The organism is Pedobacter sp. CG_S7, assembly GCF_040544395.1.
Taxonomy (GTDB): Bacteria; Bacteroidota; Bacteroidia; order Sphingobacteriales; family Sphingobacteriaceae; genus Pedobacter.
Genome location: NZ_JBEONS010000001.1, coordinates 168,350 through 190,553, shown reverse-complemented (window position 1 = coordinate 190,553; position 22,204 = coordinate 168,350). Strand labels below are relative to the sequence as shown.

14 protein-coding genes are annotated in these 22,204 nt (G+C 38.7%); 10 read left to right on the top strand and 4 right to left on the bottom strand.

The window, feature by feature from the left end:
- Positions 1-39: 39 nt before the first annotated feature.
- The gene (locus AAKU52_RS00890) at positions 40-567 is read left to right on the top strand and encodes a hypothetical protein (RefSeq protein WP_354329226.1); all 528 of its coding nucleotides are present in this window, start codon (positions 40-42) and stop codon (positions 565-567) included.
- Between the two features lie 83 nt (positions 568-650).
- Entirely contained in the window at positions 651-1,664 is a 1,014-nt protein-coding gene (locus AAKU52_RS00885; RefSeq protein WP_354329224.1) for a hypothetical protein, read from the top strand.
- A gap of 73 nt (positions 1,665-1,737) precedes the next feature.
- On the opposite strand, the gene AAKU52_RS00880 is transcribed toward AAKU52_RS00885, so the two are convergent.
- Both AAKU52_RS00880 and AAKU52_RS00875 read right to left on the bottom strand, forming a co-directional pair.
- Positions 1,738-3,468 (bottom strand): RagB/SusD family nutrient uptake outer membrane protein, encoded by a 1,731-nt coding sequence (locus tag AAKU52_RS00880; protein ID WP_354329222.1) that lies wholly within the window; start codon positions 3,466-3,468, stop codon positions 1,738-1,740.
- 17 nt (positions 3,469-3,485) lie between these two features.
- Positions 3,486-6,716 carry a SusC/RagA family TonB-linked outer membrane protein gene (locus tag AAKU52_RS00875; RefSeq protein ID WP_354329220.1) on the bottom strand — a complete coding sequence of 1,077 codons (3,231 nt, stop codon included), beginning with the start codon at positions 6,714-6,716 and terminating at the stop codon, positions 3,486-3,488.
- Between the two features lie 350 nt (positions 6,717-7,066).
- Between AAKU52_RS00875 and AAKU52_RS00870 the strand changes: the two genes are divergently transcribed.
- The 7 genes from AAKU52_RS00870 to AAKU52_RS00840 all read left to right on the top strand — a co-directional run bounded on the left by AAKU52_RS00870 (position 7,067) and on the right by AAKU52_RS00840 (position 19,267).
- A complete protein-coding gene (locus AAKU52_RS00870; protein ID WP_354329218.1) occupies positions 7,067-8,245 on the top strand; it encodes an MFS transporter in 1,179 nt (392 codons plus the stop codon).
- A 32-nt stretch (positions 8,246-8,277) separates the two neighbouring features.
- Positions 8,278-10,185: a 7TM diverse intracellular signaling domain-containing protein gene (locus AAKU52_RS00865; RefSeq protein WP_354329216.1), complete on the top strand. Its 1,908-nt coding sequence runs from the start codon at positions 8,278-8,280 to the stop codon at positions 10,183-10,185.
- A 260-nt stretch (positions 10,186-10,445) separates the two neighbouring features.
- Complete coding sequence (locus tag AAKU52_RS00860; RefSeq protein WP_354329214.1) at positions 10,446-13,355, top strand: SusC/RagA family TonB-linked outer membrane protein; 2,910 nt, start codon at positions 10,446-10,448, stop codon at positions 13,353-13,355.
- A 12-nt stretch (positions 13,356-13,367) separates the two neighbouring features.
- Entirely contained in the window at positions 13,368-14,783 is a 1,416-nt protein-coding gene (locus tag AAKU52_RS00855; protein ID WP_354329212.1) for a RagB/SusD family nutrient uptake outer membrane protein, read from the top strand.
- A gap of 52 nt (positions 14,784-14,835) precedes the next feature.
- On the top strand, positions 14,836-17,136 hold the full coding sequence (locus AAKU52_RS00850; protein WP_354329210.1) for a glycoside hydrolase family 3 N-terminal domain-containing protein: 2,301 nt from the start codon (positions 14,836-14,838) through the stop codon (positions 17,134-17,136).
- Entirely contained in the window at positions 17,126-18,559 is a 1,434-nt protein-coding gene (locus AAKU52_RS00845) for a glycoside hydrolase family 30 protein (RefSeq protein WP_354329208.1), read from the top strand. Before AAKU52_RS00850 ends, AAKU52_RS00845 begins: the two co-directional genes overlap by 11 nt.
- Before the next feature lie 240 nt (positions 18,560-18,799).
- Complete coding sequence (locus AAKU52_RS00840) at positions 18,800-19,267, top strand: hypothetical protein (protein WP_354329206.1); 468 nt, start codon at positions 18,800-18,802, stop codon at positions 19,265-19,267.
- A 6-nt stretch (positions 19,268-19,273) separates the two neighbouring features.
- Here AAKU52_RS00840 and AAKU52_RS00835 read toward each other — a convergent pair whose 3' ends face one another.
- Positions 19,274-19,960 (bottom strand): RluA family pseudouridine synthase, encoded by a 687-nt coding sequence (locus AAKU52_RS00835; RefSeq protein ID WP_354329204.1) that lies wholly within the window; start codon positions 19,958-19,960, stop codon positions 19,274-19,276.
- A complete protein-coding gene (gene panB, locus AAKU52_RS00830; protein WP_354329202.1) occupies positions 19,960-20,775 on the bottom strand; it encodes a 3-methyl-2-oxobutanoate hydroxymethyltransferase in 816 nt (271 codons plus the stop codon). The genes AAKU52_RS00835 and panB overlap by 1 nt, the downstream gene beginning before the upstream one ends.
- A 224-nt stretch (positions 20,776-20,999) precedes the next feature.
- Between panB and carA the strand changes: the two genes are divergently transcribed.
- Entirely contained in the window at positions 21,000-22,112 is a 1,113-nt protein-coding gene (gene carA, locus AAKU52_RS00825) for a glutamine-hydrolyzing carbamoyl-phosphate synthase small subunit (RefSeq protein ID WP_354329200.1), read from the top strand.
- Positions 22,113-22,204 lie beyond the last annotated feature (92 nt).

Below are 22,204 nucleotides of genomic sequence, written 5' to 3'. Positions count from 1 at the left end.
AATTTACATAACAAAATCAGCGAAAAGCGCAAAAAAGTGATGAAAGTAAAAATAGATTATGATGGGACTAACGTACATCTTTCTATTGAGGCGGAAACTTCAAAGCTTGCAAAGCTTATAATGCTTCTTTTGAATTTAATTGGTATTGCCCTGATAATTATTGGCATCCTGGAGTGGTTGCTGGTTTTATTGATTATGGGTGTTTTATGGGTGTTATTTTTTGGCTGGCTCACTTTGTGGAACTTTTTCGGAAGAGAAATGATTACCATCAATACCAGTTCATTGAGTTATCAACAGTATTATGGCTTTTATAAAACGGAATTAGAAAAAAAGCCCGTCAACAGAGCTTTGAATATTTCTTTGATTCCAACATTAGAACGCCAAGAGAAAAAATACTTCCAATTGATTTTCGAAACCTATAATGAGTTTAACCTCCCGGAAGAAATTTACCGCACTTCGCTACCCATTTCTGAAACTGACCTTGAGCTGCTAAAGAAATCCATCCGGATGTTGTATTTTAAAAAGGTATATCCTGATTATATTAATATGCCTTACTTATTGAACTAAATTTTTAATAGAACCTGCAGGAAATCTTGTAACCTTCATTACAGTTAAAAAACAACAATAAAAATCTTTTACCTTCGTACAGTATGACCAGAACTCACCAGTTTTTATTATCCCTGTTCACTTTATTTTTTTCAACGCTACCTATTTTTGCACAAAATATTTTTAAAAAACTTCCTTTACCCTCAGAAATCAGTAGTGTGAAAGAAGAGTTTTCAGGAATGGCATGGTCGCAAAAACGCTTATACCTTTTACCGCAATATGGCGGTTACAAAGAAACATTAATGGATGGTAAATTTTCAATTTACAGTCTTCATGCAGACAGCATTGCCAGGGTAATTGACGGCAAAGACACTTCGCTTACTTCGTATAGAATTCTTGCAGTAAAGAACCTGAACAAACTGCCGGATTCAGTAAAAAAATACTATCAGGGTTTTGAAGCGATTACCATTGTAAACAACCAGGTGTTTTTAGCCATAGAAACAGCTGATCAGTATAATTATTGCTTTATTCTAAAAGGAACCCTGGATGTGCAGCAGAATGAAATCATTATTGACCCTATTAGCTTTATTGCTTTAAAACGATATCCTTATATTTTCAATGCAGGCTTTGAAAGCCTGACTTATCTTCCTGCTAAAAAGAAACTAATGGCTATGTTTGAATTTAATGGCATGGCTAATGGCGGGATTGGTTTTTTGATTGACACAACTTTTAAAAACCAGCCAAAAAAGATTAAAGTGCCCTTTTTACCATTCCGCATAACAGACACGCAGGTAAACAGCCGGGGTAGAATTTATGGGCTCAATTATTATTGGGAAGGAGATTATGAAACCTACTTAAACAACATCTTGCTTAGAAATCAGGAAAATGGAATCAAGAAATTAATACCCGATTTCGGCGGCAATTTAAAAACCAATTCTTATGCTCGAATTGTAACTAAAAAGCGATGGAATTCAAAAAAATGGGAACACGTAGTTTCATTTGACGGGAAATATCTTAACTGGGAAGGTTTAGCGCTTTTTAGAAATGGTGCTTTAATTATCACCGATGCCAATAGAAGTAACAAACTTTACACCACACTTGCCTACATAACCTTTTAAAATATAAATCCTGCCTGTTTTTTGAATGGATTCAAAAAACAGGCAGGATAGAAAATGAATTATTAATAACAGATTAATATCCGGTATTTTGTTTGAGCACTTTATTACTCCTATCAATTTGCTCTTGTGGTATTGGGAAATAACTATCTCGCGGCAAGATGGTTAAACCTTTAAGATAAGTAAGGTATGTACCTTCAAATCCATAATAGCTTTCCAAAGTCGTTTTCAATGTACCCCAGCGTACAAGATCATAAAAACGGTGACCTTCCAAAGATAATTCCAGTCTGCGTTCAAAACGAACAGCAGTACGTGCATAAGTTTTGTCTGGGAAAGAAGGATATAGACCTATTTTATATGCAGCTAGTTTTGTTACACCATCAGGTGCTACTTTCTGTTTAATTAAGCCTGCACGTGTACGAATGTTATTCACCAGGGTCAAGGCATTAGAAAGAACTCCTACCTCCACTTCACATTCTGCTGCCATCAGGTAAACATCCGCTAAACGAATAAGATTGATGTTTAAGCCCGTAACATTAGGTGTTCCAGGAGCAGAACCTGTTGCAATTTGTGCCGCATCAATTACATTTTTGTAAGCTAGAAAAGGCCCACCATTAGCAGCATTCCTGATCCAGGTATCGCCTACCATCACTCCCCAATCAAGGAAAGGAACACCTCTTCTACCCATGGTATAATCCATACGTGTATCTATTGCTAACGTACGATCCAACTGGTAATTTGCTTTGTTTGCTACTCCAAAATCAGATTTGTATGGATTGGTACGGTATGAATTATCAAGAAACGGTAATCCATTTGCATCCACTTTAAAGGCATTGGCAAGGTCAAAAGAAGGCTGGAAAAATCCACAGCAATTTATCGCAATCGCTTTATCACTACCATAAGGGAAGTTAAGCATATCGCCAACATTACCATTGTCACCACCAGAACCATCTCCACCTACAGACATTTGTACCGAAAATATAGTTTCTGGTCCATTTTCTTTGGTGATATCAAAGTTATCAGTATATGGCATAGTTGTAATGGCATTAACACCACCTTTTGCTGCAATCACAGCATTTAATAAAGGTAGAGCTTCGCTATATTTCTGTTGATACAACAACACTTTACCCAAATAAGCCTGAGCGATGATTTTATTCATCCGTCCAACCTGAGCTTGAGTGTTTACTGCCGCTAGATTATCAGAAGCATATTTTAAATCAGCAACGATCGAAGGATAAATATCCGCTGTATTGTCAACCGCAGGATCAGTTGTGCTTTCTGTAATTAAAGGCACATTTTTAAAGGCCCGGGCCAAAAAGAAATAATAATGCGCACGCAATAACCTTGCTTCCCCCTGAACTTCAATAGCTCTTGCAGCTGAAAACGGGATTTCACTACCACCTGCTTGCAATATAGCCAGGATTTTCAAGGTACTATTACAAGCTTGTATACCTTCAAAACAACGAGTCCACATGGCAGACAAGTTATCATTGGTACTGTTAGGGTTATGTCGCTCTAAATCATTCATGTTAGGTTGATCTCCAGGATCACTGCCTTTATGCGCATTATCGGAGGTTACTTCGCCTAAAAGCCATTGACTTGGACCTGAAGCATAGTTTCCCCAGGTACCATTTAAATTGCCATTAAGCATGGAATAAGCATGTGTTAATAAGCCATTTACCCCTTTTTGATTAGTTAATTGTTCCAGCGTCAGTTCCCCCTGAGGCTTTTTCTCCAGGAAGTCTTGACGACATCCCGCTATGGTGAACAGAAATAATGCAAATAATATATAATTAATCTTTTTCATATTTTCTATTTTTTTCATTAAAATCCTACACTTAAACCTAAAAGAAATTGACGTGGACTTGGGTATACCCCAAAATCTACACCTGGTGCAGAGAAAGTACTTGAAGTCTGACTAACTTCAGGATCTAGACCACTATACTTTGTTAAAGTGAAAATGTTAGTTGCACTGGCGTAAACTCTTAATTTACTAATGCCTAATTTTGAACCGAATAATTTTTCAGCTTCGAAATTATAGCCTACCTGCAAATTCTTCATGCGGAAGAAACTACCATCCTGTACAAAATAACTGGATGAATTGTATTCAAAACTGGAGGCCAGAATACTTGCAGAAGGGATCATACTAGTTGGATTGGTTGGACTCCATGCATCTAATAACCTTGTACTTCTTGCACCAGCAAAGGTGTTGAAATCTGTGTAATACCTGGTGGCATCATACAAGTCATTGCCTTGAGAACCATTGAAGAACATGTTAATGTCGAAGTTTTTATAAGAGGCATTTACACTAAAGGAGTAAAGAAAATCCGGATTCGGGTTTCCGATAATTGTCCTGTCTGCAGCATCAACTTTACCATCACCATTTACATCTTTAAATTTAAATCCACCAATACGAGCACCTGAATAAACAGGACTTGCCGCTAAATCAGCTGCACTTTGGTAGATTCCATCTGTAGCATAACCATAAAAAGATCCAAATGGTTGTCCTGCCTGAAGAATACTAGTCTGTAAACTTCTAAAATTTCCATAAGGCTGATTATCAATTCCTGGAGCCAGTTTAACAATTTTGTTTACGTTTTTTGAAAAGTTAAAACCTATATCAAATTTAAGTGGCTTATCCTCTATTTTCCCATAATGATAGGCTAAGGCAATTTCTATACCTTTATTACTCATATCACCAACATTAACAAATGGAGAATTTCCCATCCCAACAGCTGTTGATGGCAATGGCACTGGATAAAGCATGTCACTGGTTTTCTTATTGTACCAGTCAAATGAACCGTCAAAAACCGAATTAAATAAGGTAAAATCCAAACCTAAATTCACTGAGCTTAAACCTTCCCATTTGATAGCAGGATTGGAATAGGAATTTTGCCATACCCCAGTCGTAACGCTGTTACCACCACCAAAACCATAAGCTGCAGAGGTTAAAGAGGATTGGTACCTGTTCAGGTATTGGAAACCCGGAATACGTTGGTTACCAGTTTCACCATAACCTGCACGAAGTTTCAAGTCAGTTACCCATGTTGCATTTTCCTTAATGAAGCTTTCTTCAGAAAGTCTCCAGGCTAAACTTCCCGCTGGGAAATAACCATATTTATTTTCAGGTCCAAAGTTAGATGATCCATCACGACGAAGGGTCACACTCGCTAAATACTTGTCGTTGAAAGCATAATCTGCACGACCAAATAAAGAGAATAGAGAAGCTAAACTTCCTGTACTTGCATTGCTAATGTTTGAAGAACCCACATTCAGGTAATAATAATTTTGATCACCCAAAAGGAAGAAATCATTACGTCCTGCATTTAACTGGCGATTAGTAGATTTAATACCTTCAGTACCTGCCAATAAATTCAGTCTGTGTTTTTCAGCAAAGACTTTACTGTAAGTTAAAGTGTTGGTCCAGGTCCATTCTGTTGTATATCCTTGATATTCATTCAAGTTATTTGAGTTGTTACCTTCAGAAAACTCCAGATTGGGATAACGCATGCTTCTGCCGTTATAATTTTCATAACGCAGACCAAAACTTGTTTTGGCAACTAATCCTTTGATAATGTCAACTTCTGCAAAGGCATTTCCGAAAAAGAAATTGCTTCTGTTTATATTATCTTTTCCGCGGAAAAGTGTGGCTAATGGATTTTCGGCATTACCTAATAGACTTCCACGGCTACCTGCAAAATTTCCTTTGATATCATAAACAGGAATAATAGTTGGAATACGGTAAGCCCAGCCTATCGCACTGCCCTCTCCCTGAGCGCTTCCGGAAGTGTTTGTATTAACACCATAACCAACTCCTTCAGAATAACTGTATTGTATGTTTTCTCCAAAGCGAAGTCTTTTATTCAAAGCAGTTACGCTAGTGTTGGCACGAACATTATAGCGCTTGAAGCCCGTATATTTGATCGTTCCTTTTTGATCCAGGTAACCGGAAGAAAAATTGTAAGTAGAATTTTCACCACCACCGGCAGCACTCAATTGATAATTTTGTATGGGTGCATTTTCAGTTATTTCTTCCATCCAATTTGTACCCTGCTGATTGGCTTTGGTAATCTGGTAGAAACTATTTGGATCTTGGCTATATTTTGAAGGATCTGCAGCTGCAGCAGTCACATCTTGTCCACTTTTATCACCTGCTATCAGATATTCTGGCAAAGTAGGGGTTGCACCAGTACCATAATTCGTTCCTGCTACCACCGGTAATTTTACATTGGTGAAAAGCGAATACTGATATTGAGCATATTGCAAAGGGTTCATCATTTTTGGAAAAGTATTTTTCCGGGGTGATTGAGTACCATAATAAGAATCGAAAGTTATTTTTGGTGCACTACCCTGGGTTCCTTTTCTGGTTGTGATGATTACAACACCATTGTTTGCACGAGCACCATAAATTGATGCTGAAGAAGCATCTTTTAACACTTGCATGCTCTCAATGTCATTTGGATTTAACCAGCTTAACTTTCCTTCATAAGGTACGCCATCCACAACATACAATGGATCATTGTTGTTAATGGTTGTTACCCCACGGACACGAATTTGAGGTGTAGAACCTGGCGCACCATCGTTAACAATCTGTACACCTGGAGCCTTACCTTGTAAAGCTTCCACAGCACTGGCTGCAGGAACAGATTTTAACTGTGCAATATCAACTACTGATACGGCTCCTGTTAAATCTTTTTTCCGCTGACTGGTATAACCTGTCACCACAATTTCTGTAAGTTTATTAGCCTCTGCCTCTAATACAACGGTAATAGAAGTTTGGGTTCCTATTGTAACTTCGGTCGGTTTATAACCCACGTAAGAAATCACAATAACATCTGTAGCTTTTGCAATTAAAGCAAAAGAGCCATTAGTATTGGTCATTGTGCCCTGACTTGTGCCTTTCACCTTAATCGAGGCTCCAATAATTGGTAATTTATCATCACTGCTGGAAACTGTTCCTGTGATGTTGACTTGTGCAATAGCTCCAACCGAAAGGAGGAGGCAGGCAAACAAAAGAAAGATTCTTCTTTTGAGAATAAGTAGTTTTTTAAACATAAAATATTTGGTTAAGTGATTGAATAAAAAATAGATACAATTTTTTTACATAAGAAACATGTTTAATGAATATTAATAAGCTATACCGCCTTGGTATTAACCAAATCTAAACATAACAAAAATAATACACAAGCTTTTAAAGAAAAAATTAACACACAATAAAATGTAAAAATCTTCAGCTCTTTTACACACTTTAAAACATATTAAAGCAATAAAATCACAGTTCTTTGCATAGTGTATTATATACACTAACTTTGTATATAAATAACCTATTTAACTTTACAGCTTACAAAAAACAAGGAATAAAAGCTTTTAATAGCTTCATCACCTTTTATTACATAAATACGCTAATGAAAAGAAGTTTATACAGTTTAACCTTAGGAGGCTTGGGAATTGGTATTACAGAATTCGTAATGATGGGCCTGTTACCTGATATTGCTACAGATCTTTCTATTACCATTCCGCAGGCCGGTCACTTAATTTCGGCCTATGCTATAGGCGTAGTTATTGGCGCACCCTTACTCATTGTTATTGCAGGAAGCTATCCACCAAAGAAGATATTGATTGCCCTCATGCTGATGTTTACGGCTTTCAATGCATTATCGGCATTTGCACCGGATTACCCTACACTTTTTCTGGCCAGACTATTGGCCGGTTTACCTCACGGAGCATTTTTTGGTGTAGGTTCTGTTGTAGCTAGCAAGTTAGCTGAAAAAGGAAAAGAAGCACAAGCCGTATCATTAATGTTTGCAGGTTTAACGGTGGCTAATATTGCTGGCGTACCATTGGGAACTTATATTGGTCATCACTTTCTTTGGCGTTATACCTTTGTCATTGTCGTAATAGTTGGAATAGCCACGCTGTTAAGTTTAAAATACTGGCTTCCTGCTTTACCTGCAATAAAAAACCGTAACCTCAAGCAGGAATTGAACTTTTTTAAATTACCTGAAGCTTGGGTTATCATTTTAATGATTTCCATCGGGACTGGCGGATTATTTTCATGGTACAGCTATATTGCCCCATTGCTTACCGATGTTTCGGGATTTTCTGCTGATTCTATAACCTACATTTTAATCCTTGCAGGCTTAGGTATGTTTGTCGGCAATTTAATAGGTGGCAGGCTTGCCGATCGTTTTTCACCAGCAAAGGCCTGTGTTGTATTGTTGCTCAGCATGGCAGTTACACTTACTATTGTTCATTACATTTCTGAAAACCAGGTTTTATCCTTAATCATGACCTTTGTAACGGGAGCTGTTGCCTTTGGATTAGCCTCTCCTATTCAAATGCTGATGATTAATACAGCGAAAGGCTCTGAAATGCTTGCCGCTTCGGTAAGCCAGGCGAGTTTTAATATTGGAAATGCCCTAGGTGCTTTTTTAGGAGGCATACCTTTAGCTGCTGGTTACGATTATACTTCACCAGTTTTTGTAGGAACGCTTATGGCGCTTACCGGTGCTGCTTTTGCCTGGTTGTTGATAGCGAGAAACAAGAGGTCAGCGCTTGCTTTACAAACTATAAAAGCAAGTTAAGCTCAAAAGAAAATATTATCTTCGCTTAATAAATGGCGACAGTATTTCTAAAACCTTGGAATTTCAATCTTGCATTGCTTTATATAGCATTGCTGTTTGCTACAAAAACTTCAGCTCAGGTTCCGGTAGAGATACAAGATAACCTAAAACAGGAAATATTTTCTTTCCAGCAAATTGAATTACTGCAGGATCCTAAAGAGGAATACACCTTCGAACAGGTCAGCAGCAAGGCTTTCAGCAAGAAATTTCAAGCGAGTAAAAGCAGCACACCTCAAACCCTGGCCTTGCATACCACTTATTGGTTCAGGATAAACATCAAACATAACAGTAAGGCAAAGAAACATTTTCTTTTGGAGTTTTTTGATCAAACTATTGATTACGTCACTGCTTATATTCCACAAAAAGACGGCAGTTATAAAATAAAAGAATTTGGAGACAGATACAAATTCAGGGAGCGCGAGTTAAGTCACAAAAACTTTGAATTGTCTATTGACAATGACAGCGACGAGGTACAAAGCTATTATTTCAGGGTTAAGTCATCACAAATTGCTGATATTATCATTGTTCTCCGTTCGGTAGACTGGTTCATCTCCTATGCTTTGAATGAATATTTCTATTTCGGAATATTTTATGGAATGATCCTGGTTTTCAGTTTCTATAACCTGATCATGTTCATCTCCATGCGTCAGAGACAATACCTTTATTATGTACTTTACAATCTAAGTGTTGGCTTATTTGAGATGAGCAACGATGGTATTGCCTATCAATATTTATGGCCCAACAGCCCCGACTGGAACCAAATAGCCTTTGCCGTAGCCCTTTGCAGCACCAGCATTTTTGCCTTATTATTTACACGATCCCTTTTATTTGTAGCAGCAAAAGCCCCCAGACTAAATCAACTGATTTTGTGGATTATTGGCTTACGGATCGCTATATTCTTTTATTCCCTGTTGTTTAATCAAAACCTGTTCAACTATAAGTTTATAGAATTTATTCCCTTATCCGTTGCTTTCTTTACGGGCATCTATATTTACAAACAGGGTTATCAGCCTGCAAGGTTTTTCGTGTTAGGTTATAGTTTTCTATTTGTTGGTTTCACGCTCAAATTATTAATCATGCTTGGCTTTGCATGGTTAAATTTTGGTGTAGCAAGTTATTACAGTTTAAGCTTCTGTTTTGTAATGGAAATGGTTTTTCTTTCCTTTGCCATTGGCGATAAAGTAAGCATTCTTAAACGTAAGAAAGAAACTGTACAGCGGCAAATGATCAGACAAATGGCCGTTAACGCGAAATTAAAAGACAACTTGAATCAGGAACTGGAGAAACAAGTGGAAGCCCGCACTAAAGAAGTTTTCCACAAGTCAGTCATAATTGAAGCCAAAAACAGTGAATTACTGGATGCAAATGACCAGCTAAAACAACAGGCAGAAGAAATCTCCAGGATGAATACATTACTGGAACAAGACAACCAGGAGCTTCAAATCAATGTAGAAAAAGTAACCCGCGACAGGGTAATGTCGGCTGATGTAGATTTCGAAGAATTCAGTAAAATTTACCCCGATAAAGAAAGCTGCAATATTTACCTTTCAGAGTTAAAATGGAAAGACGGTTACAGTTGCCGTAAGTGCAAAAATACCCATTTTTACCCTGGCCATATTACCTGTAGCAGGCGTTGCAGTAAATGCGGTTATGAAGAATCGGTAACCACTTATACCATTTTTCACAACACCAGGATCCCTATTAACAAAGCTTTTTATATGGTTTTTCTCCTCTATACTACCAAGGGAAAAATCTCTTCTCACAAATTGGGCGAGCTCCTTAACTTAAGGCAAAGCACCTGCTGGACTTACGGATCAAGGATAAAATTAGTGATGGAAGAAAAGAAAACAAAGCTTAAAAAATCAAATAAACACGGCTGGTCTGTATTGGTACTTGATTAAACTTAAAATATTCAGCTCAAATTTTCAAGGGTACGGAAGCGTATCAGAATGCCAAAGCAGGCTTTGATAAACACGGTGCATATACACTGTTTATCAGCTGTTAAGCCCTATTTAAGCCTAGGGTGTTAAAGCGTATCAAATACGACACAACATAATGATTATCAATCATTTACGTAAAATATTTTTAGTGTTTTACTTGCAAATACAACTTCACAAGCCTTAACTTTAGCCATCCAATTATATTAAACAAAGCAAATATTATGAGAAAAAAGTTTACTCTTTTTATTGTTTGTCTCCTGTGTAGTCTCTCGGTAGCTATGGCACAAGACATCACTGTTAAAGGTGAAGTAAAAGACGAACAAGGCCTTCCTTTGCCAGGTGTATCCGTAAAGGTTAAAGGCAGTGCACAAGGTGCAATGACAAATTCAAATGGTGTATATAGCTTAAGCGCACCTGCTGATGCTACACTTGCTTTTTCTTACATCGGTTTCAAAACCATCGAGCAAGCCATCAGCGGCAAAACGACAATTAACGTTTCCCTGACAGAAGATAACAATCAGTTGAATGAAGTGGTCGTTGTAGGTTATGGCACCCAAACTAAAAAAGACCTGACAACAGCAGTGGTATCTATATCGGCAAAAGATTTAGAAAACCAGCCTGTCACCAATCCATTACAAGCCATACAAGGTAAAGCAGCAGGCGTACAAATCAACTCTCAGTCTGGTAAACCAGGAGCAGGCATTTCCATCACCATCCGCGGTAACACTTCGATTAACGCGTCCAACAGTCCGCTGTATGTAATTGATGGCGTAACTTCAAGAGATGCAAGTTTCATCAATCCATCAGACATTGAAAGCATGACCATTTTAAAGGATGCATCTGGTGCAGCCATTTATGGATCAAGTGGTGCTAATGGCGTAGTTTTAATTACGACAAAAAAAGGTACAGAGAAATTAAGTGTAGCCTTTAATGCTTTTACAGGTTTTTCTAACCTATGGCAAAAACAGGATGTCTTAAACAAAGACCAATATACAGCCCTGATGGGCGATATGGGTTATGCTTTGGCAGGTTTAGGCACCCAAAACACCGACTGGCAGAAAGAAACCTTCGGTACAGGAATTCAAAACAACTACCAATTATCTTTTTCCGGTGGTTTTAAAAAAGGGCAATACTCCTTTTCCAGCGGTTACCAACAAGATAAAGGTGTTGTAGCCCCAGCCAAATTAGACAAATATACTTTCCATTTTAATGGCTCACAGCCCATAACCGATTGGTTAAAATTAACTGCGTCGGCTGCATTAACGTCTAATAAATCAAGAGATGTAAGCGACAATGCCAACGTGGCAAGAGGAGGCACAATTTTATCTGCCTTAACCACACCACCCACTATTGGTATTTATGCTGCTGATGGATCTTATGCCTTTAATCCATATAAAGGCGGTTCTGAAAACCCGGTTGCCAATGCTTTCGCAGCACAAAACAACAACAGAGACACTCGTTTCCTTGGCTCTTTTGCAGCTGAAGTAAAATTTACAAAAGATTTATCTTTTAAATCAAGCATCAGTGCCAACAATAGAGATGCTTATTATACTTATTTCCTTGATCCGTTCTCTACCACTTATGGAAGAGACCAACGTGGTTTATATAACAATAACAAAACTGAAGATCACGTTTGGTTAAATGAAAACATTTTAAGCTACGTGAAAAATGTAGGTAAAAATGCCATTACTGCTACAGCAGGTATGACTTTACAAGAATCAAATTATTTGTTCGCCCCTTATTCAGAAAGTGATTTCTTAGGCCCAAATAAAGAATTATTACCTCGGGGTGAATCCATTCCAAAACAAATAACGAATGGCTCACAATGGTCTAAACGTTCTTATTTAGCCCGTTTTACTTATGCTTACGACGGCAAATATTTGTTCAGTTCTAATTTCCGTGCCGACGGTTCTTCCCGTTTCGGCCCAGCCAACCGCTACGGTTATTTCCCTTCTGCCTCGGTAGGATGGCGCATATCTGGAGAAAACTTCCTTAAAGACAGCGAATCTATTGACGACTTAAAAGTAAGAGCTAGTTGGGGTAAAGTAGGTAACGACGAAAACATCGGTGATTACGCTTATTTAGAGCTCTATCAGCCAACTCCAGAAGGTGCTTATAACTTAAGCCAGCTACGCAACGACAGGCTGAAATGGGAAACCACTACGCAAACCAATATTGGTCTTGATTTAACAATGTTTAACAGTCGCCTGGTTTTTACTGCTGATGCTTACCTTAAAAAAACCAATGATTTGTTAATTTATCAACCACTGCCTGCCAGTGTTGGCTTTAACCAGATTGTAAGCAACGTAGGTGCCATGGAGAACAAAGGTATAGAATTTGTACTTTCTACAAAAAACGTAACCGGCGATAAATTTACCTGGTCTACAGATTTGAACTTTTCTATTAATAAAAACAAGGTAACTGACCTTGGCGACAAGGTAAACAACATTAACTTTGCTGGAATTTATGAGCGCGATGCAGCGATCAGAGTAGTTACTGGTCGCCCATTAGGTAGTTTCTTCGGTTATGTTTCTGAGGGAGTAAATCCTGCAACAGGAGATATTGTTTATTCAGATTTAAATGGTGACAACAAAATCACTACAGATGACCGCACATTTATTGGCAATGCGCAGCCTGATTTCACTTATGGTCTTAACAACACCTTTGGCTATGGCAATTTTGGTTTAAGCTTCTTGTTCCAGGGTGTACAAGGCAATCAAATGTTCAATGCTTCCAGAATGGAATTAGAAGGAATGAATGATTCCAAAAACCAATTGGCTACAGTATTGGACAGGTGGACAACTCCCGGTCAGGTTACTTCTATGCCTAGGGCTTCAAGAGACAACACTTCTAATACTTTAACCTCGAGCAGGTTTATTGAAGATGGTTCTTATTTACGCTTAAAAACAGCGACAATATCTTACAATTTCGGCCAAATGGCTTTAGGAAAATTAAAAATGAGCCGTTTCATGATCTATGCATCCGGTTACAACTTGTTAACCTTCACAAAATACAGCGGACTAGATCCTGAGGTGAACCAATACAGTGCAAACGGGCCTTCTATGGGCGTAGATTATGGAACTTATCCACAATCAAGAACATTCTTATTTGGTGTTAACGTAGGTTTTTAAATATAACAGAAGATGAAATTTAAAATATATACTATAGCAGCAGCAAGTGCCCTGATAATGGCATTTGGAAGCTGTAAAAAAGATTTCTTAGACAAGGAACCTGTTTCGCAGGTAGGTCCTGAAATAGCCTTTGCAGATGCGGCAGCTGCAGAGAAAATTATGTTGGGAGCCTATTCAGGCATGTATAACGATTACCACATTTGGGATTTCATGACTAATGGTGATGTAACGTCAGACAATGCTTATGCTGGCGGTGATAATGCTGCTAACATTGCCATTGATAAGTTTACCGCTAATTCTACCAACGGCAACTTAACCCGCGATTGGAATGGTTTATACAGCAACATTAAGGATGCAAACATTGTACTAAACAATGTACCGAGCATTAAAGACGCAAAACTAGATGTAAACAATAGAAGAAATGAGATGCTTGGCGAAGCCAGCATTTTAAGGGCTTACATGTATTTTAACCTTGTACGCTTATGGGGTTCAGTACCTTTGGTACTGGCTTTACCTACCAACGATGCAGAATTCTATCCTTCAAAAGTTAGCGTAGATGCCATTTATGCACAAATCATTAAAGATTTAGAATTTGGTGCCGCAAATGCACCAATTAATGTACCCAACAAAGGTATTGTAACAAAAGGGGTGGCTAATGCTTTATTAGCTAAGGTATACGCCTCAAAACCTACACCAGATTGGGCAAAAGTTCAGCAATATAGTGATGCTGTAATTTCTGGTGGTTATTCATTGGTAAGCAGTTATGATGCTTTGTGGGATGCCCAACATGAAAACAATAGCGAAGCTATATGGGAAATGCAATACGATGGCTGGGGCGGTATCCATGGTAACTGGATGCCAAGTGTAATTGTAGGTACAGGATGGAAAAGATTCAATACGCCTACAAATGACCTGGTAGCGGCTTTTAACTCAGAAAATGACAATATCAGAAGAAACTCCAGCATTAGCTTCAAAAACGTTGTTAGTGAAGGCTGGGCAGATGATTACTGGTCGAAAGCCAATTACCCTTATGTTAATAAATACAGGGCTGACGATAAATCTAACAGTTACATCCTTAGGTTAGCTGATATCCTGTTACTAAAAGCAGAAGCTTTAAACGAGCAAAATTCAGGTGGTTGGGCACAAGCCAAAACCCTGGTAGACCAGGTGAGGAAGCGTGTAAATTTACCAGCAACAACTGCTGCAAACCAAACGGCTATGCGCTTAGTAATTGAAAAAGAACGCAGACTGGAGCTTGCTTTTGAAGGTCACCGCTGGTTTGACCTGCTACGTACAAAAAGGGCAATAACGGTGATGAATGCACAAAAAGATGGCAATGGCGCATCTTTAAACTATAACGTAACCGAAGCCAAACTATTTTTCCCAATTCCGCAGGATGAATGGGACAGAAATCCGAATGTAAGATAATGTAATACTATAAAAAGGCTGTGTAAACAGCTTTTTTATATAAACATACCCAATGATATTAAGAAGAAATTTAGCACTGTTGCTGCTTGCTGGCAGTGTATTAACAGCTAGGGCACAAACCAATAATGAGGCAAAAGTTGAAGCCCTGTTAAAGAAGATGACCCTGGAAGAAAAAGTAGGCCAGATGGCTCAAATTACCCTTGATGTAGTTGGTAAAGGCGGAGACCGCTATTCTAGTGCAGAGCCTTTTTCACTGGATCAAAAAGAACTGGAAAAAGCGCTGGTAAAATACAAGATTGGATCGGTGTTAAACACTTCTAATAACCGGGCACGAAGCACAGACGTATGGTATAAAATCATAAGCCAGATTCAAAAGGCGGCTATGACAAAAACCCCTAATAAAATCCCAGTCATTTATGGTATTGATGCCATCCATGGAGAAACTTATACAGTAGGCGCTACCATGTTTCCACAGCAAATTGGTCAGGCGGCAACATTTAACCGTGCATTAGTGCGCCAGGGTGCAGAAATATCTGCCTATGAAACCCGTGCAAGTGCTATTCCATGGGCATTCTCCCCACTTTTAGATTTAGGTGCAGACCCACGTTTCCCACGCCAATGGGAAAGTTTTGGTGAAGACCCCTACCTGGTTGGAGAACTGGGTTATGAAATGGTAAAAGGATTTGAGGGTGAAAACAATGATGTAGCTAATCCTTTTAAAGTAGCCTCTTCGGTCAAACACTTCTTGGGTTACCAGGTACCGGTATCTGGTAAAGACAGAACCCCTGCCGTTATTTCAGACCAGGCGCTGCGGGAATACCACCTCCCTCCTTTCAAAAAAGCGATAGATGCAGGAGCAAAAACCATTATGGTAAACTCTGGTATCATCAACGGCGTTCCTGTACATGCCAATTATAACATCCTTACCAAATTACTAAAAGAAGAATTGGGCTTTAAAGGTCTGGTAGTAACCGATTGGGGAGATGTAGAAAACCTTTATCAAAGAGACCGCGTAGCAAAAGACAATAAAGAAGCCGTTAGAATTGCCATCAACGCAGGTATCGACATGTCAATGATTGCTTATAACTATGAGCCTTTCTGCGATGACCTGATTGCTTTGGTTAAAGAAGGTAAAGTTACCGAAGAACGCATCAATGATGCCGTAAGAAGAATTTTATTGGTTAAATATGATTTGAATCTTTTTGAAAAACCAACCACTAACCCTAAAGATTACCCTAAATTTGCAAGTAAAGAATTTGAATTGGCTGCCTATAACAATGCTGCAGAATCAATTACCTTGTTAAAAAACAATGATAACGCTTTACCGCTAAGCAAAAACACCAAAATATTAGTCACAGGCCCGAATGCCAATTCCATGAGAACCTTAAATGGTGCCTGGACTTACTCCTGGCAAGGAGAAAAAGTAGAGGAGTTTGCCGCCAAATACAACACCATATTAGAAGCTTTACAACAAAAAGCCGGCGCCCAAAATGTTACTTATATACCTGGTGTAAGCTATAAAATGGATGGCAAATATTTCGAAGAATATGCCGACAAGTTAGAAGAGGCTGTATTAGCTGCAAAAGATGCAGATGTAGTAATTCTTTGTTTAGGAGAGAACAGTTATACTGAAACACCGGGCAACTTAAGTGACCTTTACTTATCAGACCTGCAAACTGAACTGGCACAAAGACTGGCTGCAACAGGTAAAAAAATCATTTTAGTCTTAAATGAAGGCAGACCTAGGGTGATAAGCAAATTTGAGCGTAAAATGCAGGCAGTGGTACAAACCTACCTTCCGGGAAACTTCGGCGGAGATGCTTTAGCTGCAATTTTATTTGGCGATGTTAACCCTTCAGGCAGACTGCCCTATACTTATCCGCAATACCCCAATGCTCTATTCAATTACTACCATAAACCAGCTGAATCAAGATCGACTACCGAAGGTGTTTATAACTATGATGCAGATTATAACCCACAATATGTATTCGGTCATGGCTTAAGTTACACTACTTTTACCTATAGCGGCATCAAATTAAGCAACAGCATCTTAAAAGCTGGTGAAACTTTAACTGTTTCAGTAAACGTAACTAACAGCGGCAAAGTTTCTGGCAAAGAAAGTGTGTTGATGTATACTTCAGACCTGGTAGCAACCTTGATTAGTCCGGATGCTAAACGCCTTAGAGGCTTTGATAAAATTGACTTAAAACCCGGAGAAACAAAAACTGTAACTTTTAAATTAACCGCGGCAGACCTGAGCTTTATTACACCAGAATTAAAGGCTATAACTGAGGCTGGCGACTTTACCATACAAATTGCTAATCAAAAAATCAATTTCAATTATGAGTTATAAAAACTTGATGAACCCTATTAACTACCTTGCTTTATTTATGGTGCTTACCTTGAGTGCCTGCAGTAATAAAAAAAACGGTGAAATAGCTGATGCAACTAAAAGTGACGTGTCTTTTTGGTTAACAAAGGGAGATAAATCAGCCCTACTGGCAAAGCAAAACACGGTATTAAACTTTATCGAGGCTACTAACAGCAACCCTACTATAGTAGTTAATGAAAAAGAAAGCTTTCAAACTATTGATGGCTTTGGCTATACGTTAACAGGCGGAAGCGCCAGCCTGATTAATGGCCTAGCAGAAACTGAAAAAGATGCCCTTTTACAGGAACTGTTTTCTCCAGAAGGCAATGGTATTGGCATTAACTATTTAAGGGTCAGCATTGGTGCTTCAGATTTAAGTGCTAGCACCTTCACCTATAATGAACTTCCAGCTGGAGAAACTGATGTAAATCAGGATAAATTCGCTATGGCAATGGAAATGACCGACCTTATTCCAATCTTAAAGAAGATCGTAAAAATTAACCCTGCTATTAAAATATTGGGTTCACCATGGACAGCACCTACCTGGATGAAGGACAATAAAAGTTTTAAAGGTGGCAGTTTAAAACCTGAATACTACCAGAGTTTTGCACGGTATTTTGCAAAATACATCAAAGCAATGGCAGAACTGGGGATAACCATCGATGCCGTTACCATCCAAAATGAACCTTTACACCCCGGTAATGTACCCAGCATGTATATGGAAGCCCCAGATCAGGCCAATTTTATTAAAACAGCTTTAGGTCCGCTTTTTAAAGCCGAAGGACTGAAAACAAAAATCATTTTATATGACCATAATGCAGACAAGCCCGAGTACCCGATCTCGATTTTAGATGATCCGGAAGCAAAGAAATATGTTGATGGTTCTGCTTTCCACCTATATGGTGGCACAATAGATGCCTTATCAAAAGTGCATGATGCCCATCCCGATAAGAATATATATTTTACAGAACAATGGGTTGGCGGACCAGGCAACTTCGCTGAAGACCTTAAATGGCACGTCTCCACCCTTATTATTGGCGCTACCCGCAACTGGAGCAAGAATGTTTTAGAGTGGAACCTGGCGGCAGATCCTGGCTATGGCCCTCATACCGATGGTGGTTGTGTGACTTGTTTAGGTGCTTTAACCATTGGACAATCGGTGACCAGAAATGTAGCCTATTATGTAATTGCACATGCTTCAAAATTTGTACCTCAAAATTCTACCAGAATAGCTTCCAACAATATAGAAAGCTTACCAAATGTTGCTTTTAAAACGCCAGAAGGCAAAAAAGTTTTAATTGTTACAAATACGGGTACTGCTGAACAAAATTTCAACATTAAAAGTGAAGGCAAAATGGTGAGCGTAAGTTTACCTGCAGGAGCAGCTGGTACTTTTGTATGGTAAAACTACCGCCCAACTTTGCTTTTATCATAGATACTACCTAAACGTGGCCTATTGGGGAGTTAATAGGGAGCTGGTTTCGGTTTTCCGCTACGAGGTCCCTACCAGCTCCCTACCAGGTGCGTTGTTGCCTGGTTCTTGCCCCGGCTTTAGAATGAGCCTAACTATTTCCGTTTTTAATTGTTACCTTATTGATCTTGCTTAGGAGAGCTTAATTGCCTTTGAAAAATTAATGATATAATTATGAAAAATTATTTAATGATACTCTTTGCATTAACTATCCTGATGACAGCTTGCCAGGATACCTCAAAAACAAAAACACCAGGAAAAACTGGATTAGAAGAAGCTATCATAGATGGTGTGCAGCAAGATTGTTATTTATATATTAAGAACCGAGATACCGTTTCCTTAACCCTAACCAGCGATGGCAACAAGCACAAGGGTGAGTTGACTTATAATTTGTTTGAAAAAGATAAAAACGCAGGAAAGGTAAGCGGCGAAATGAAGGGCGACACCCTTATGATGGACTATACTTTTAATTCGGAAGGCACAACTTCTGTCAGGCAAATTGCCTTTTTAAAGAGAGGCAATCAATTAATTGAAGGCTATGGTGCTGCGGAAGAGAAAGATGGCAAGATGGTTTTTAAGGCCACTCAAAATTTAGATTTTAGCTCTAATGGTATAACTTTAACAAAAACAGATTGTTTATAAGGGGTTTTAAAACCCCTCAAAACGCTCCCAAAAACCATCTACAGGCAACTTAGCAAAAATAGTAACTAGTTCTTTTTTAACGGGATGGATAAATTGCAACCTGCGGGCATGTAAACAAATACTGCCTTTACGGCTCCCTCTGGGGTAACCATATTTATTGTCTCCAACAATTGGACAACCCATACTGGAAAGCTGCACTCTGATTTGATGTGACCTTCCTGTTAGCGGATCTATTTCGAGAAGGTAAAAGCCGTTCAATTCGCCGATCATTTTATAGCTCAGCTCCGCACGCTGGCTTCCGGCAACTTCTTTTTGATATGCGGTAACCACATTTTTTTGAGTGTTCTTAATCAGCCAATGTATTAAAGTACCCGATTCTGCTGGTGGCCTATTTCTTACCACTGCCCAATAAGTCTTTTTTATCTCCCGGTTTTTAAACATGTCGTTCATGCGTGCCAGCGCTTTACTGGTGCGGGCAAACAAAATCACACCACTAACCGGACGGTCCAGGCGGTGCATTACACCCAAATAAACTTCATTGGGCTTATTGTATTTAATGGCAATATATTTCTTCACTTTTTCGTCCAGCGACTCATCACCAGTTTCATCAACCTGCACAATATCTCCTGCACGCTTATTTACTGCTATTAAATGGTTGTCTTCAAAAAGGATATCTTTTTCGGTAATAGGCATTAGTACTGTTCTTTTTCGTTGGGGAAATCTTTCCCTTTTACATCATTAATATAGGATTCGGCAGCACCTTTAATACCTTCATATAAATCAAGGTACTGACGTAAAAACCGTGGCCTGAAACCTTTGGTTAATCCAATCATGTCATTTACTACAAGTACTTGTCCATCGCAATGCGGACCAGCACCGATACCGATCGTTGGCACGTGCAGACTTTCAGAGACCACTTTCGCTAATTTTGCAGGTATTTTTTCCAGAACTACAGCAAAACAACCTGCTTCCTGTAAAACTAAGGCGTCACTTTTTAGTTTCTCCGCTTCGAGCTCACTTTTAGCCCTTACGGTATAAGTTCCAAACTTATAAATAGACTGTGGTGTTAAACCTAAATGGCCCATTACGGGTATGCCGGCAGTAATAATGCGCTGTACAGATTCTACAATTTCTTTTCCGCCTTCCAGTTTCACCCCATGCGCACCAGATTCTTTCATAATTCTGATGGCCGAGTTCAGCGCTTCTTTAGAATTTCCCTGATAAGTACCAAAAGGAAGATCAACCACTACAAATGCACGTCCGGCTCCTCTAACTACACCTTGGGCATGATAAATCATTTGATCAAGCGTAATGGGTAAAGTCGTTTCATGACCCGCCATCACGTTCGATGCGGAATCACCAACCAACAATACATCCAGACCCGCATCGCCAAGAATGGTTGCCATAGAAAAATCATAAGCAGTTAACATGGCAATCTTTTCACCACGATCTTTCATTTCCTGGAGGGTATGAGTAGTGATGCGCTTTAATTCTTTATTTACAGACATTTCTATAAGTTTTAGGAAAACAAAATTAAGTTTTACAATTGAAAAACTGGCCTAATGAGGAGTATTAAAAAAAATATTGAAATTAGATGTCAAAAACCTATCTTTGTATCCCGAAATGAACGGGTTATATAACAGCACATTTGTTAATTGTAAAAGCAGCGGCAATGCCTCTATTCCCTATTATTTTTTCTCTTTTTTCAATATAATTTCTGATTCATATTATCATGACTAACTACATCAAGTTACCTGCGATCTTGTTATTGGCAGATGGCACCGTATTTTACGGCAAAGCTGCTGGGAAAATCGGCACCACTACCGGAGAAATTTGTTTCAATACTGGAATGACAGGTTACCAGGAGATTTTTACAGATCCCTCTTATTTCGGACAAATCATGGTGACTACCAATGCCCACATCGGAAATTATGGTATACATAAAGAAGAAGGTGAGTCTGAGTCCATCAAAATTGCAGGTCTGGTTTGTAAAAACTACAACATCGGCTATAGTCGCAAGGAAGCTTCTGAATCTATTCAAGACTACTTTCAAGATGAAAACATTGTCGGCATTTCTGACATTGATACGCGTTCTTTGGTTCGTCACATCAGGAATAAAGGTGCAATGAACGCCATTATTTCTTCCGAAATTTTAGATTTAGAGGAGTTAACAACAAAACTTGCTGCCGTACCTTCCATGGATGGACTAGAGTTATCTTCTCAAGTTTCTACAAAAACGCCTTATTTCTATGGATCTCCAGAAGCATCCTTAAAAATTGCGGCTTTGGATCTTGGAATTAAAAAAAATATCCTGCGTAATTTTGACCTAAGAGATATTTACGTACAAGTTTTTCCAGCAAAAACATCTTTTGAAGAAATGGAAAAATGGGGTGCTGATGGTTATTTCATTTCTAACGGCCCCGGCGACCCGTCGGCGATGCCTTACGCTATTGAAACCGTAAAAGAAATTTTAGCTGCTGATAAACCATTGTTCGGTATCTGCCTCGGTCACCAGTTATTGGCACAAGCCAATGGAATTGGTACTATGAAAATGTTTAATGGTCACCGTGGATTGAACCACCCTGTTAAAAACATTATCAAAAACCATTGTGAAGTAACTTCACAAAACCATGGTTTTGGCGTAGTGCCAGATGAGGTTAGAAATTCTGACAAAGTAGAAATTACGCATTTAAACTTAAACGATCAATCTATTGAAGGTATACGTGTGAAAGGTAAAAAAGCATTCTCGGTACAATACCACCCAGAATCTTCTCCTGGCCCACACGATTCGCGTTATCTTTTTGATGATTTTATTGAGATGATCAAAGGCGAATTAGCCTGGTAAGCTGCTCAGGCAGGTTATTAAACATTCTTTAACGATATTTTACAGGTTTTAGAGAAAAGAGCAGTTTCTTTTCCTAAAACCTTTTATTTTTA

Bases quoted from the DNA above. Each gene is read 5' to 3' on its own strand.
- AAKU52_RS00890 (WP_354329226.1), top strand. From the start codon at position 40: ATGAAAGTAAAAATAGATTATGATGGGACTAACGTACATCTTTCTATT.
- AAKU52_RS00885 (WP_354329224.1), top strand. From the start codon at position 651: ATGACCAGAACTCACCAGTTTTTATTATCCCTGTTCACTTTATTTTTT.
- AAKU52_RS00880 (WP_354329222.1), bottom strand. From the start codon at position 3,468: ATGAAAAAGATTAATTATATATTATTTGCATTATTTCTGTTCACCATA.
- AAKU52_RS00875 (WP_354329220.1), bottom strand. From the start codon at position 6,716: ATGTTTAAAAAACTACTTATTCTCAAAAGAAGAATCTTTCTTTTGTTT.
- AAKU52_RS00870 (WP_354329218.1), top strand. From the start codon at position 7,067: ATGAAAAGAAGTTTATACAGTTTAACCTTAGGAGGCTTGGGAATTGGT.
- AAKU52_RS00865 (WP_354329216.1), top strand. From the start codon at position 8,278: ATGGCGACAGTATTTCTAAAACCTTGGAATTTCAATCTTGCATTGCTT.
- AAKU52_RS00860 (WP_354329214.1), top strand. From the start codon at position 10,446: ATGAGAAAAAAGTTTACTCTTTTTATTGTTTGTCTCCTGTGTAGTCTC.
- AAKU52_RS00855 (WP_354329212.1), top strand. From the start codon at position 13,368: ATGAAATTTAAAATATATACTATAGCAGCAGCAAGTGCCCTGATAATG.
- AAKU52_RS00850 (WP_354329210.1), top strand. From the start codon at position 14,836: ATGATATTAAGAAGAAATTTAGCACTGTTGCTGCTTGCTGGCAGTGTA.
- AAKU52_RS00845 (WP_354329208.1), top strand. From the start codon at position 17,126: ATGAGTTATAAAAACTTGATGAACCCTATTAACTACCTTGCTTTATTT.
- AAKU52_RS00840 (WP_354329206.1), top strand. From the start codon at position 18,800: ATGAAAAATTATTTAATGATACTCTTTGCATTAACTATCCTGATGACA.
- AAKU52_RS00835 (WP_354329204.1), bottom strand. From the start codon at position 19,960: ATGCCTATTACCGAAAAAGATATCCTTTTTGAAGACAACCATTTAATA.
- panB (WP_354329202.1), bottom strand. From the start codon at position 20,775: ATGTCTGTAAATAAAGAATTAAAGCGCATCACTACTCATACCCTCCAG.
- carA (WP_354329200.1), top strand. From the start codon at position 21,000: ATGACTAACTACATCAAGTTACCTGCGATCTTGTTATTGGCAGATGGC.